We start from the raw sequence: 13,071 nt of genomic DNA, 5'->3' as shown, positions 1-13,071 counted from the left end.
AATAAAAGTTTGAGAATGTCATCGATCAACCCTCATTACACGTTCCATTATTCACAGCCTGAAGAGTATCGCTTTTCTCATGACTCTGTGATGCTTGCGCGCAAGGTGTTTGAACGAGTCTCTGCCAGCGCGATGGAAAATTGGCGGGGTCTTGATTTGTGTTCGGGTTGTGGGATCGTGGGATTGGATTTTCTATTTCACGCTCGAAAAGAAAAAGGCATGACCCCCGCCTTTTTTGATTTTGTTGAAGTGCAAGGAATCTATCAACCGCACTTCGAAGAAAATCTCAAACGACTGGGGTCAGTTCCGTCAGCGACTCGATTTCTGAATATCAACTACAGTCAGCTTCTTCAGGATCCGTCTTTTTTTAACTCCTATGATCTTATTGTGAGCAATCCCCCGTATTTTCGACTCGGTCAGGGCAAACTTTCGCCCTCTGATTTTAAGAATCGCTGTCGATTTTTTATGGATTCTGATTTTGCGACTCTTCTTCAAGCCCTTAAAAAGGCGCTGAGCCCTCAAGGCCAGGCCTATATTTTACTGCGAGATTTAGACGATCATGGTTGGGATGCTTTTTCCGAATCACAGAGTTTGCTGGCTCCCACCTTTAAGATTGAAAAGGTCGACGATATTCGCGGGACTGCTCTGGTCTGTATTTCGGCTATTTAGTTTCGCGGGGACGATGAAACAAAATTTTGGCTTTGTTTTCTTGAAGGGGGCCGACGGAAAGCTCCAAGGTCGCCTCATGGTCTCGCAAAATTTGTGAAGCGACGGAAAGGCCCAAGCCGATCGGCAGATGGGGATTTTTTTCTGGCGTTCCATTGTCGGTGATCAGAATTGTGGTCTCTGAAGAGGTGCCGGTGATCTCAATATCCAAAGTTCCCCGGAATCCTTTTTCGTGCCGAGCGCGATCGGTCACATGGTCAATGGCATTTTGTAGAATATTTTTAAGGCCTTGAGCTAAAAGATTTAAATGCCCCAAGGTTGTGACTTCATCGCCGGGGAAATGCAAACGCACATCAATGCCTTGGGACTTTGTCTGCAGCTCAACAATTTTAAGAGCCCGCAAACAAGCTTCCTTAAGATGGACTTCCCCCACTTGATCCGCATTGGGGTTGCGGGTGAAGCCCAAAAGATTCTGCACAATCTCTTTACATCTTTGCACGCCCGCCTCCATCTCAACAATGTCGGGATAAAGCGGGTTCTCTGGGTTCATGTCCATTTTGATAAGTTGAGTGAAGGACAAGATGCCGCCCAAAGGGTTGTTCAATTCGTGGGCGATACTAGAGCCGATAGTTCCGAGCTCTGCCATTTTTGCGGACTCAAGAATCTGTCGCTCCATTTTGAGTTGCTGAGTGATGTCGTGATAGAGGTTCACGAAAACAGCAGGTTTGTCCGAATCCAAAATCAAACTTTGACTGTACACTTCAAAACTGCGCGGGGACGCGCCGGGGGACTGCACACGGAAGTTGCTTCCACGCTGACAGCCGGGGCAGGGTTCCTCGCGATTGAAGAGCACTTTGTAACATTTGCGGGAGGTCTGTTCTTTTTCTTGCTCACGCAGGCGTTCATCCAAAGCTTTATTGGATTGAATGATGTCGTAGTTCGTATCGATCAAAACCACGGGGTCTGACATAGAGTTGAAGGTGGCTTCCCACTGTTCCTTGAGGGCTTCGGATTCTTTAAGCTTTTGAATTCGATCCAACGCTAAGGCCACGGCCTCTGCCACACGGGTCAGGAAATCACTTTCCTCGCGATTAAAGGGGTGATCGGGTGCGCGCAAAAAGAAGATGGATCCGACTTTTTCGTGATGTCTAAAAAGAGGAACCTGAAGTTGGGTGAAGTTTAGTTGATTTTGCACCTGACGAGCAAAGAGCTCATCTTGAGGATGAAAGAAAAGGCGAATCCAGGAAGTTTGAACTGTGGAAGCCATGGAATCACTTAGAAGTTGTTCGATCTCTGCCACGGAGCTTGCCTGGTGCACGGCCATCAAGGCCCGTTTAAAGCCTTCGATGCGCGAGTTTGTTAAAAACAGTTTGCGTCTTGCTTCGGTGAGGAATTTGGTTCTTCTTTGGACACGCTCTTCCAGTTCAATTTGCAGGCGTTTTAATTGTGCTGTTTGATCGCGAATCAGTAACGCCAAGTTTTCATCTTGTTTCCGCTGATTGGCTTCTTCCAAGGCGGAAAAGAGATGGCTTTCAAGATCCGCATCTTGAAAGCTGCTCATCACTCGGGAAAAGGCGAATTCTTCATGAAGGTAAGCCATCTGATGCGCAGAAAAATCTTCGGGCACGACGGCGATAAACTGGGTTGCGGGGGACGAGCGTTTGATTTCTTCATAGAACTCGGGAAAGCGTTTTCCCAAAACCAACGTCACGGACAAGGCGACGACATCATAGGTGGAGTCTTGAATCCAATGCCAGGCTTGTTGAAGATCGGTGGCGACATGCGCCCCCAGCTCTTGCAGCCGAGGCTCCCAGGGTCCTATCAAAAGGAAGCTGGCTTTTAAAGTCCGCATGTCGGGATCAGATCCTTGTGATTTGTAATGGTGTAGTCAGGATGATCTTCCGGGTACTGTGGTATTTCGCCGATGTGTTCACCATAAGCGAAGTAGCAAGTGTCGGCCCCCACGCGTTTTCCATCACGAATTTCGCTGGAAAGGCGATTCCCCACACTGAGAAGTTCGTGGGGACGATGTCCTTCAGATCTTAAGATGTCGCGAAAAGCAGAATCTTTTTTCTCTCCAATAAAGCCATTCAAAATATAGATCTTTTTGAAGTGATGTTCGATTTTAAGAGATTTGATTTTTTTGACCTGAGATTCATAGGAACCCATCGTCACTAGAAATAAGTTATAGGACTCTTTGAGCTTCTCAATATTCTCTAAAGAACCAGGAAGTAAAGGAAGGGATTCGGGAACTTGAGGATTGTAAAATTCCTCCAAGGCATCGTGGATGGCTTTCCCTTGTTGATTTGTTCCATAACGATTGACGATCTGTGTGAAGATTTCCGTATGGGAATAGCGAGAGGCAAGCTCTTGTCGCATGTTCAAACAGTCTTGGAGATCACAGCGAAGACCGGCGGCCAACATCGCTTCGCAGGCTCGCTGCGCGGCCATGGGAACAAGCAGGCCCGAGGTGTCCAAAAGAGTGTCGTCCAAATCAAAAGAGATTGATTTATATTTCGCCATTCAACGTGTTCTTCCTGTGAGCAACATCTCTAAACCTGTTTTAAAGTGAGGCCAGACCAGGTTCAGGTCGATGTGCTCTTGCTCTTCAATGCACACAACAGGGATTTGATGTTCAATCCATCCATATTGTCCCAGACTGCCTGGGGTCGGGTATCCAATGTCTTCGCGGGCTTCGTATCCGGTGCCAGTGGCTAGAACTTCTGCCGCCTGTTTGCCGGGAAGACCCGTGTAGACAACGCAAGGCTCCCACGAATGAAAGTGTACTATGAGCTGTGGCTTTTCGTCCTCAATGAGTTTTACCAAGGCCTGAACTTCCTTTTCGCTCCCGGGCGAAAGGCCAGGATAATATCGAGGTGCTTTGGCTTCAGGGCTCCAGTCGCGACAGGGAAAGTTTCGATTCAGGTCGACGCCGTGAGCATTGGTGCGCTGATTTTGAGAGTATCCATCAGGATTGATGCAGGGAATGAGAATCCAAGGACGAATTTTCTCACTTCTCAGGGCTTCTTCCTCTTGCAGCCAGCGCAGCAGCTCTTCGGCCAAGCGCACGCCTTCGGGCTCATCACCGTGGACGCCACCAACAAAAAGCAGAGGGCGCTCGGAAAAGCCACTGAGAGTGTGTGATTTTTTATACAACTCAATGGGTGTGCCCCGTACGGTCGAAGCCCAAGAAGTTTGATGAAAAATTTTTCCTTGCATGAGACAATTAAGCCTGTTTTTTTCAGAGAAGAAAAGCTTTTAAAAGGAAGATCATAAATGTCTGCAAATGCATCTGAGAAATTGACGGTGATCGCTCTTGCCGCAGGGAAGGGGACGCGCATGAAGTCGCCTCTTCCTAAAGTTTTACATCCCGTGGCGGGTCGCCCCATGATTGAAAAAGTGATTCAAGCTTCAAAACAGGCCGGTGCCTCGGAAGTGCGTGTGATTGTCGGCCATGGTCAAAATCTGGTTCGACAAGTGGTCGAACCCATGGGTGTGGCTTGTTACGTTCAAGACGAACAGTTGGGAACGGCTCACGCGGTTCGTTGTGCCAAACCTGAAACGATTGAAGGGGATGTCGTGATCATGAATGGCGATCATCCGTTGATCGAAGCTTCAGATATCAAAGACTTCCTGCGCATTTTCCGCGATGAAAAGTGCGATCTTGCCGTGGTCACGGCTGTCGTAAAAAACCCGGGGGAGTTTGGCCGTATTGTGCGCCACAAAGGCGATCTGATGGCGATTGTAGAAGCCAAGGATGCTTCCGCCGAAGCTTTGAAGATCAACGAGATCAATACGGGCATCTATGTCGTTAAAGCGTCCATCTTATCTGAGTATCTTCCTAAGATTCAAAATAACAACGCCAAGAAAGAGTTTTACATCACGGACTTGATTTCTTTATGCATTCAAGACAAGTGCCGTGTGCAGGCAATCAAGTCCACTCCGAAAGTGGCTGTGGGTGTTAATAACCAAGTGGAATTGGCGAAGGCCACGCGCTTGCTCTTCAAACGCAAAGCCTTGCGCTTGATGGAAGAGGGCGTTTTGATGATCGATCCTCGCACAGTCTATGTGGAAGAAGGTGTGGAGATCGGCGCGGGGACTGTGATCTATCCGAATGTCTTCATTCGTGGGCGCTCTAAAATTGGCTCTTTCACCGTGATTGAATCCAACAGCTTCATTTCGGATTCTGAGATTGGTGACAGTGTTCAGGTGCGCGGCGGAAGTTATCTAGAGTCCTCCAAACTTCACAATAAAGTTTCCGTGGGTCCTTATGCTCGTCTGCGCCCTGAAACCGAGATCTTTGAAGAAGCTCATGTCGGCAACTTCGTTGAGATGAAAAAAGTGAAATTCGGAAAGAAGTCCAAAGCTGGTCATTTGACATATCTTGGGGACGCCGAGATTGGCGAGGAAGTGAACGTAGGTTGCGGAACTATAACTTGCAACTATGCTGCGGACAGAAAGAAATATAAGACCAAAATCGGCAACCGTGTTTTCGTCGGAAGTGACACTCAGTTTGTGGCTCCCATCGAAGTCGGTGATGATGCCATCATTGGCTCCGGCTCGACGATTACGAAGAATGTGCCAGCCAAAGCTTTGGCAGTGGCGAGGGGAAAGCAGTTTATTAAAGAAAATTATGCTCCCAAGGCCAATGAACCAGAGACTAAAGAGTAGGTGAGTTATGTGCGGAATTGTTGGATATTTAGGCCCACAGAATCCTAAAGATATTATCGTGAACGGTCTTAAGAAATTGGAATATCGCGGGTATGATAGCGCGGGTGTTGCCATCTTGGATCAAGGAAAAACCAAGCGCGTTCGTGCTCAAGGCAAGTTAAAGGCTCTTGAAGATAAGCTCGTGAATGAAAAATTCGATGGCCACATCGGAATTGGTCATACTCGTTGGGCGACTCACGGGAAGCCTTCTGAAAAGAATGCCCATCCTCATCAGGTGCGCGGTATTAATCTGGTTCACAACGGAATTATTGAAAATTATTTGGATATTCGCGAAGAACTTCTTGCTCAAGGAGCGGAGATCACCTCCGACACGGACTCTGAATTGGTGGCGCATTTGATCGCCAATGAAGTCGAAGTGACTCAAGATTTATTTAAAGCGGTGGAAAGCGTTTTGGATAAGATTCGCGGGGCCTTTTCCATTCTTGTGATGTGGGAACAAGAGCCGGATCGATTGGTGGCTTTCAAAGACGGTCCTCCTTTGGTTGTGGGCTTGGGCGAAAAAGAGGTTTTTGTTGCCAGCGATGTTCAAGCGTTGATTCAGTACACAAAAAAATTCGTGTACTTGGAGGATCGCGAAGTGGCCTCCATCAAAGGAGTGGATGTTCATTTTTTCTCGGCCAACGGTTTCCCGATTCAAAAGAAGGTGGTGGAACTGAATTGGAATCCTGAGATGGTGGAAAAACAAGGATACGCGCACTACATGCTCAAAGAAATTTACGAGCAACCGCGCGCGGTGGCGGCAGCCATTGAGCCGCATGTGAATCCTGAAAGCTTCTCTGTCGCTTTAAAAAATGTTGGCCTTGGCGGTCAACCCGTACAAAGACTGGAAGAGTTGGACCCGAAAGCGGACTGGGCGAAAACTCAGGAAGTTTTTAAAGGAATTGAGCGCGTATTTATCATTGCTTGCGGTACTAGTAACTATGCGGGCATGGTGGGAAAATATTTGATCGAACAGTTGGCGAAAGTCCCTGTGGAAGTGGATATTGCCAGTGAGTTCCGTTATCGCAATCCCGTGATTCCGGCGAAGTCCTTGGTGATCACGATTTCTCAAAGTGGAGAAACGGCGGACACCTTGGCGGCGATTCGCATGGCCAAGGAATTGGGCGCCACGACCTTGAGTATCTGCAATGTGCGCAGCTCGACGATCGATCGCGAGGCTCATGGTCATCTTTATATGAACTCAGGTCCTGAGATCGGCGTGGCTTCCACGAAAGCCTTCACGAGCACGATGGCTGTTCTGAACTGTTTTGCTATTGCTTTGGCGCGCACTCGCGGTGCGATGAATGAAGCGATGGAAAAAGAATTGGTTAAGTCTTTGCTGGCAGTTCCTAGTCAAATGGAAGGTGTTCTGGCCTACGATAAATATTTTGAAGAGGCGGCCTCAAAGCTGAAACTCTTCCGAGGTTTCTTATACATGGGCCGGGGGACCAGCTTTCCTATCGCCATGGAAGGAGCTTTGAAGCTCAAGGAATTGGCTTACATGCATGCCGAAGGTTATGCCGCAGGTGAAATGAAGCATGGTCCTTTGGCGTTGATTGATGAGCGTATGGCGATCGTGATGGTGGCTCCGACGGATCATCTTTATGAAAAAACGATCAGCAATTTGGAAGAGGCGCGAGCTCGGGGTGGAAAGGTGATTTCCATCGGGACAGGTGAAAACGAAAAACTTCGTGAGATCAGTGAGTACTACTTGTCGATTCCGAAGGCGCATTGGACGACGAATTCGATTCTGACCGTGATTCCCTTGCAACTGATGTCTTATCATCTTGCATGTAATTTGGGCTACGACGTGGATCAGCCGCGAAATCTAGCCAAATCAGTGACCGTGGAATAATAGAAAAAAGCAGAACTCTTATTCTAAGCAGGGGATAAGGGTTTTGTTTTTTGTTGATGATGAGCCAGGATCAATAAAACAAACGCCGTCAGGCTCAAAGCCAGATGGTAGCTCATAATAGATGCCCATTCTTCTCGCAGTGTGAACCATTGAGGTGGCAGATCGTGTGTCTTCTTCCACGACGTCATGATAATATTTAAGGGCATACTTGCCTGATACGTGACGTAGAGCTGATCTACAAAACAGAGAAGGGCAAAACTCAAGTGAATGAATTCGGCACTTTTCCAGTTTTTATAGATAGCCGCCATCCAGGTCACTAAACTGACAAAGACGACAAGAAACAAAAGAGGGACACTTTTTTCGAAGAGAGGTTCGGCGATGGTGTTCACTTCGACAAAGGCTTTCGCGGATAGTCCCATCATTCCCGGAGCAATAAAGAAATACATTGCCACGGAATGACCAGCCAAAAGCCCCATAGAGAGCAAACTGAGAAAGCTCGCAATTCTTTTTATTCTCATCCCGCAGAATTCATCAGGTTGTAGAAGGATTTGACTCGTTCTACGAAGTCGACGGTTTCATAACCTCGCGCAGGACCGTATTCCAGTTCTGCGGCATAATCCGGATTGGCCAACAGAGGCAGAACTTCACGAAGGTGTCTCCAGGAGTGAGGATTGCGTCCCATGCGCTCGGCCAACTTCTGAGCATCACGCAGATGAGCATAGCCGATATTATAGGCCGCTAAAGCCAAAGCCAGACGGTCCTTGGGATTGAGATGAGTCGGCGTTTTGTCTAAGAGATAACGGAGATACTTGGAACCACCCCAAATACTTTGTAACGGATCCGTACGGTCTTCGATGCCCACGTGATCTGCAGTGTCCGTGGTCAGCTGCATGAGGCCACGAACTCCCGTGAAACTACGGGCGTCAGGGTTCCAGTGAGACTCTTGATAGGCAACTGAGGCGACCAACTGCCAAGGAAGACCATGTTCTTCTGCGGCCTCTTTGAAGGCCTGTTTGTAGGTCGGTAAAGTCGTGCGGATTTTTTTAAAGAATCTGGAGATATCTCGCTTATCTAACTGAGCTAAGTAAGTTTTATAACGATCCAACGCGCGCATGATTTCGTCTTGGCGAGACGCTTGTTGATACCAAGACTGCATTAGCAGCAAAAGATCCTGACTGTCGGGATTCAGAAGCCAGCTTAAAGAGTAGGGCTCGGTGAGAGTCGTCACCTTTTCTATTTGAGTATGATAGCGGCTGTAGAAATCGCCACTGAAATTTTCGGCAATGACACAGTCATTTTTTTTCTGGGCAACGGAGGCGATCAAGTCTTGAGTTTTGGTGTTTTCCAGAATCTCAACTTGAATTTGTGGTGAAAGTTGGTTGAGGCGTTGAGAAAGACCGAGATAGTTGTCTTTATTAAGAAGAGAAATCTTTTTGCCGTTGAGGTCTTTGATGTTTTGAACTTGGGCCTTTTTATCGCAGTAAAGGCTGAGGTACGTTTCTTCATAGGCCGGGCTGATTAAAAAGCCCGTGTTTTTGCGAGGAGTTCTCAGGCGGGCGGCCGCCACATCTCCGTCCCCGTTTGACAGCGCTCTTAAAACGGAGTCTTCATCGGGAAGGACGACGTACCTTATCTTGAGGTGATAGTGAGCCGAGAAGCTTTGCAAGAGATCATGGTCGATTCCAAACGCCTCACCTTTTTTGGGCTGACTATATATAAGAGGGCTTTGGGTCGTTAGGACGACGATTTCGCCTTTGGATTGAACTTTAGCGAGGCTCGCTTGTTCATCCCAATAAATTGAATCACAGCCATTCATGGCGATGGTTGTGATCCCCAAAGTCCCTACCAGGAAGGCTTTGGCTAATTTCTGTCGAAATCTTAAAATCTTACCCATAACGTTCGGCCTAGGTATCTGATGGCACGGCGCCAGGGCAAGCAATAACCGCCCTCCAAGGTCTTAAAAATGTGAAATTTGGGCGGTTCATGCAGAAAATCGTCCCTAATTTAGAAAAAAGTTCAGCATCGCAGTGGGGTTACAGGTTGGCGTCAGGAACCTGGGGAAGGGTTCATAATTCTGACGCAGCCCTTAAGGAATTGCAGAGATCGGAACTTCCCGGGTCCTTGGTTGACACTTTTTAGCGATTCCCTGATCGTGGGCTTGTCTAATGCAGTCACTGGAGGGGTTTAGTGTCTGAGTTCTCTTATGTTCATAGCCGTGGTTGGATCGAAGTCGTTGTGGGTTCGATGTTTAGTGGAAAGACTGAGGAGTTGATCCGTCGACTTCGCCGTGCCGAATTTGCTCGCCTGCAGATCCAGGTTTTTAAACCGATTATTGATAAACGCTATAACGAGATGGCTGTGACCTCTCACGATTTGACGACCATCAGTTCTTTGCCCATTAACGATGCTGAAGAAATTTGGGCGCATCTTAAACCGGGGACGAAGGTCGTCGGTATCGATGAAGGACAATTTTTTGAGCAAAACTTAGTGAAGGTCGTTCAGGATCTGGCGGATCGTGGTTTGCGCGTGATCATTGCGGGCCTGGATACGGATTGGCAGGGGAAACCTTTTGAACCAATGCCGACGCTGATGGCGATTGCCGAAAGCGTGACCAAACAACATGCTGTCTGTGTGGTCTGCGGATCTCCCGCCAGTCGAACCCAAAGAACCGCCGGAGGAGACGGGCAGGTCCTTGTGGGAACTCACGATGCCTATGAAGCTCGCTGCCGTCAGCACTTCAAGCCCGAGGTGGATCAACCTACTTTGGACTGGAAACTGAAGCGGGAAGAGACTTTTACAACTTAAAAATAGAATTCTATTTAGCTCGATGCCAAAATAAGAAGAAAACTCAGAAGGGAATTTTATGAAGTTTTCTGGAATGTTCTTGGGTCTTCTTCTTGTCCTTGGTCTGGTCTCATGTGCTCACACGGAAAAGAAAATTAGCGAACCTCGTCTTCCTGCAAGCACAAGTCACGACAGTGCTCAAGCGGCGCAGGATTTCTTATGTATGGATGCGCCGACAGTTCCTCCGCGAAAAGAAAATCTGGTTATCACAGTTCATTTAGAAACACCCGTGGAACATGCGGCTGACGTGAAGTTTGCTGGGGAACTTCAGGTCCCTGGTGTGGTGCAGGTTCATATTCAGCAGCAAGATGGATCTCATGTCCTTTTTTCTGAAACGAAGACAACATTCAGTAAAGAGCCTGTGGCGTATGCCGGTGAAATGAGAGCCAGTTTACCGACTCCAGGAAAAGAACGAGGATGGATTTCCTTGGTGCCTAAACTCAAAAAGAGCTTTGGAAAGTTGAAGTATGAGGGCGGATATACTGGAGGCATCTATATTTCTAACTATGGATTGGGTTATCAGACTCAAAGCCTGACCTGCCGAGCAAAATAGGCAATTTCTAGAGAGATATATCAATTGCAAAAAGCCAACTCCGTCGGAGTTGGCTTTTTTTGTTTTAAAGATGCTCGGTGACTAGGGCTGCCACTCTTCAATGGCAGCTTTCGCCAAAGCAATTTGTTTTTGTTTGCGCACTTCCTTGTCGCGTTCTTTTTCGGGCAAGGGAGGCAATAAGCCGAAATTGATATTGGTCGGCTGAAAATGCTCTGCCCGAGTGGGATCTGTGATCGCTTCCAGTAAAGAACCCAAGGCGCTCACGCGCGGAGGAGGGCTGAAGGGTCGGTCCTGCAGTTTCTGGTGCAGAAAGCGAGAAACTAGAAGACCTGTGCAGGTCGATTCAAAATAGCCTTCCACCCCGGTGATCTGTCCCGCAAAGAAGAGCCAAGGATCGTTCTTACTGGAAAGATCCTGATTCAGTCTTTTAGGAGAGTTAATAAAAAGATTCCGATGAATGCTGCCGAGCTTGAGAAACTCGGCATTTTCTAGGCCCGGGATCATACGGAAAACGCGCATCTGTTCGCCATAGGCCATGCGAGTTTGAAAGCCCACCATGTTGTAAGCGGTGCCTTCTTTGTTGTCTTGTCGAAGTTGAACCACGGCATAGGGGTAGCGCCCAGTTTTGGGATTGTCCAAACCAATGGGCTTCATCGGACCAAAACGCAAAGTCTGAGGACCTCTTTCGACCATCACTTCAATCGGCATACAGCCCTCGAAGAAATCTGTGGTCTCAAAATGTTTGGGTTCAATTTTTCGGGCGTTTTGAACCTCTTCGATAAAACGATTGTATTCTTCTTTGTTCAGAGGGCAGTTGTAATAGTCGCCCGTGCCTTTGTCATAGCGATCCGCCTTCCACGCAACTTCTGTATTAATGGAGTCCGCGTCGATGATTGGGGCGATGGCGTCGAAGAAATAGAGAAACTCATCGCCGAAATGCTTTCGCATGTCCTCGGCTAAAGCTTCGTGAGTCAGGGGGCCTGTGGCAATGACGGCAGGACGAGGCAGCTCACTTAATGAGGTGACGACGTCGTTGCGGACTTCGATGCGAGGATGGTTTTTAATTTTCTCTGTAATCAAAGCAGAGAAGACTTCACGGTCCATTCCCAAGGCTTGCCCGGCGGGGACTTGTGCCTGAAAAGCGACTTCAAGAATATGAGATCCAAGTTTCTTTGCTTCCCACTTCAATTGACCGGGGGCTGAATGTTCCCCCAGGCTGCCAAAAGAGTTGGAACAGACCAATTCGCCAAATTTATTGGTTTTATGGGCCGGCGTCATGGTTTTATCGCGCATTTCGTAAAGAACCACCTGATAGCCAAGATCCGCAAGCTGGAGAGCGCACTCAGAGCCTGCGAGCCCCGCGCCAACCACTGTAATTTTTTGATTTTGAGTGAAATTTGTCATCTTTGTGGTAGACCTTTTCTTACATGGATTCCAACAAGAAACCCAAAGGTAAATTATCTGTCGGCTCGGAAGTACTACAGAGTCTTTTCGAAAATGGCAAGTCGCCATTATCCGAGCAATTTATGCGTTGGAAGCTGTGGGCGAAATGGGAAGAGGTTGTAGGGTCGACGATCGCTAAAAATGCGGAGCCTGTAGGGTTTCAACGGGGTGTGCTGTACGTGTGGGTGCGCAACTCCACCTGGATGCAGCAGATGATCTTTATGAAGGATCATATTCGCGATACCATCAATCAGAAATTTGAAAAGAACTTTGTAAAATATATCAAATTCACTTTGGATCGTCGCGAGGTCCCCAATTCCGATCAAGAGGGATTTCGGGAGATGATTCAAAAGATAGCTCCCGAAGGCGACGACGATTAATTCGTAGAGGGTGCAGCGATGATAATTTCCTCCCAAATAGTTGAACAGGTTTGGCAAGGCACTTCGCAAATTGAAGATGCCCAAGAAGCTCAAGCGCTTTCTCAAAAATTTATAAATGATCAGCCCGTTCTTGCGGGTTTTGTCTTGAACTATCTGAAGACCAATGCGAACGAGGACGTTGCCAACGTCGGGTTTTATATTGCCATGGTTGTGTGGAAGATCTTCGAGAGTTCTTCCCGGGGCCGCCTGGAAAGTCTGAGTGAGACTGCCATCAAAGATGTTTTTGAAAAGAACGAAAGTGTCTTTCATGAATTGGCCCGCGCTAATGAATTGACCATCGAAAATTTCCTTGCACGCCAAAGCGTGTACTCGCAACCCCATGTTTTGAAGTACATTGTGGAAGCGATCTACGCGGAAGAGGACGAACATCAAATCAGCCTTGAGCAGCAGAGCTTTCTGTTTCGCTGTCTCAAGGTCGTAGTGGATTCTTTCAGCCAGTCTTTTTACCTTCAAGAAATAGCCAAGTAGATAAGATCTAGTTTGTCAGACATCCAGAAATGAGATGAGTGGAAGGATTTCTTGCAATCTCGTCATTTTGGAGTTCACTGTTTTCTCTTGCG

At 47.7% G+C, this 13,071-nt stretch carries 13 protein-coding genes; 7 read left to right on the top strand and 6 right to left on the bottom strand.

All coding sequences use genetic code 11. From position 1 onward, the window contains the following. The first annotated feature begins 15 nt into the window (after nt 1–15). Nucleotides 16–669, top strand: coding sequence for a methyltransferase (locus ACM64D_RS15525; protein WP_415064146.1), 654 nt, complete (start codon nt 16–18; stop codon nt 667–669). Here ACM64D_RS15525 and ACM64D_RS15520 read toward each other — a convergent pair. The 3 genes from ACM64D_RS15520 to ACM64D_RS15510 are packed head-to-tail and all read right to left on the bottom strand — an operon-like array spanning nt 662 to nt 3,885. Further along, entirely contained in the window at nt 662–2,518 is a 1,857-nt protein-coding gene (locus tag ACM64D_RS15520; protein ID WP_415064145.1) for a histidine kinase dimerization/phospho-acceptor domain-containing protein, read from the bottom strand. The genes ACM64D_RS15525 and ACM64D_RS15520 overlap by 8 nt on opposite strands. Continuing rightward, entirely contained in the window at nt 2,506–3,189 is a 684-nt protein-coding gene (locus ACM64D_RS15515; protein WP_415064144.1) for an HAD hydrolase-like protein, read from the bottom strand. Before ACM64D_RS15515 ends, ACM64D_RS15520 begins: the two co-directional genes overlap by 13 nt. Next, nucleotides 3,190–3,885 (bottom strand): M14 family murein peptide amidase A, encoded by a 696-nt coding sequence (locus ACM64D_RS15510; RefSeq protein WP_415064143.1) that lies wholly within the window; start codon nt 3,883–3,885, stop codon nt 3,190–3,192. 57 nt (nt 3,886–3,942) lie between these two features. Here ACM64D_RS15510 and glmU point away from each other — a divergent pair, with 57 nt between their 5' ends. Together glmU and glmS are read left to right on the top strand one after the other, a co-directional pair. After that, nucleotides 3,943–5,337: a bifunctional UDP-N-acetylglucosamine diphosphorylase/glucosamine-1-phosphate N-acetyltransferase GlmU gene (glmU, locus tag ACM64D_RS15505; RefSeq protein WP_415064142.1), complete on the top strand. Its 1,395-nt coding sequence runs from the start codon at nt 3,943–3,945 to the stop codon at nt 5,335–5,337. 7 nt (nt 5,338–5,344) lie between these two features. Continuing rightward, nucleotides 5,345–7,231: a glutamine--fructose-6-phosphate transaminase (isomerizing) gene (gene glmS / locus ACM64D_RS15500; RefSeq protein WP_415064141.1), complete on the top strand. Its 1,887-nt coding sequence runs from the start codon at nt 5,345–5,347 to the stop codon at nt 7,229–7,231. 23 nt (nt 7,232–7,254) lie between these two features. Here the strand turns inward: glmS and ACM64D_RS15495 are convergent, their stop codons facing one another. Beyond that, nucleotides 7,255–7,749: a hypothetical protein gene (locus tag ACM64D_RS15495; RefSeq protein WP_415064140.1), complete on the bottom strand. Its 495-nt coding sequence runs from the start codon at nt 7,747–7,749 to the stop codon at nt 7,255–7,257. Further along, nucleotides 7,746–9,125, bottom strand: coding sequence for a membrane-bound lytic murein transglycosylase MltF (mltF, locus tag ACM64D_RS15490; protein WP_415064139.1), 1,380 nt, complete (start codon nt 9,123–9,125; stop codon nt 7,746–7,748). The genes ACM64D_RS15495 and mltF overlap by 4 nt, the downstream gene beginning before the upstream one ends. 293 nt (nt 9,126–9,418) lie before the next feature. Between mltF and ACM64D_RS15485 the strand changes: the two genes are divergently transcribed. Beyond that, a complete protein-coding gene (locus ACM64D_RS15485; protein ID WP_415064138.1) occupies nt 9,419–10,036 on the top strand; it encodes a thymidine kinase in 618 nt (205 codons plus the stop codon). Between the two features lie 58 nt (nt 10,037–10,094). After that, nucleotides 10,095–10,628 carry a hypothetical protein gene (locus tag ACM64D_RS15480; RefSeq protein ID WP_415064137.1) on the top strand — a complete coding sequence of 178 codons (534 nt, stop codon included), beginning with the start codon at nt 10,095–10,097 and terminating at the stop codon, nt 10,626–10,628. An 81-nt stretch (nt 10,629–10,709) separates the two neighbouring features. Here the strand turns inward: ACM64D_RS15480 and trmFO are convergent, their stop codons facing one another. Beyond that, on the bottom strand, nt 10,710–12,032 hold the full coding sequence (gene trmFO, locus ACM64D_RS15475) for a methylenetetrahydrofolate--tRNA-(uracil(54)-C(5))-methyltransferase (FADH(2)-oxidizing) TrmFO (RefSeq protein WP_415064136.1): 1,323 nt from the start codon (nt 12,030–12,032) through the stop codon (nt 10,710–10,712). Between the two features lie 23 nt (nt 12,033–12,055). Between trmFO and ACM64D_RS15470 the strand changes: the two genes are divergently transcribed. Both ACM64D_RS15470 and ACM64D_RS15465 read left to right on the top strand, forming a co-directional pair. Then, nucleotides 12,056–12,451 (top strand): DUF721 domain-containing protein, encoded by a 396-nt coding sequence (locus tag ACM64D_RS15470; RefSeq protein ID WP_415064135.1) that lies wholly within the window; start codon nt 12,056–12,058, stop codon nt 12,449–12,451. Between the two features lie 18 nt (nt 12,452–12,469). Further along, complete coding sequence (locus ACM64D_RS15465) at nt 12,470–12,979, top strand: hypothetical protein (RefSeq protein WP_415064134.1); 510 nt, start codon at nt 12,470–12,472, stop codon at nt 12,977–12,979. Nucleotides 12,980–13,071: the final 92 nt, after the last annotated feature.

The sequence above is a fragment of the Bdellovibrio sp. genome, from assembly GCF_047637665.1.
Classification (GTDB): domain Bacteria; phylum Bdellovibrionota; class Bdellovibrionia; order Bdellovibrionales; family Bdellovibrionaceae; genus Bdellovibrio.
This window is presented reverse-complemented; position numbering and strand designations above follow the sequence as displayed.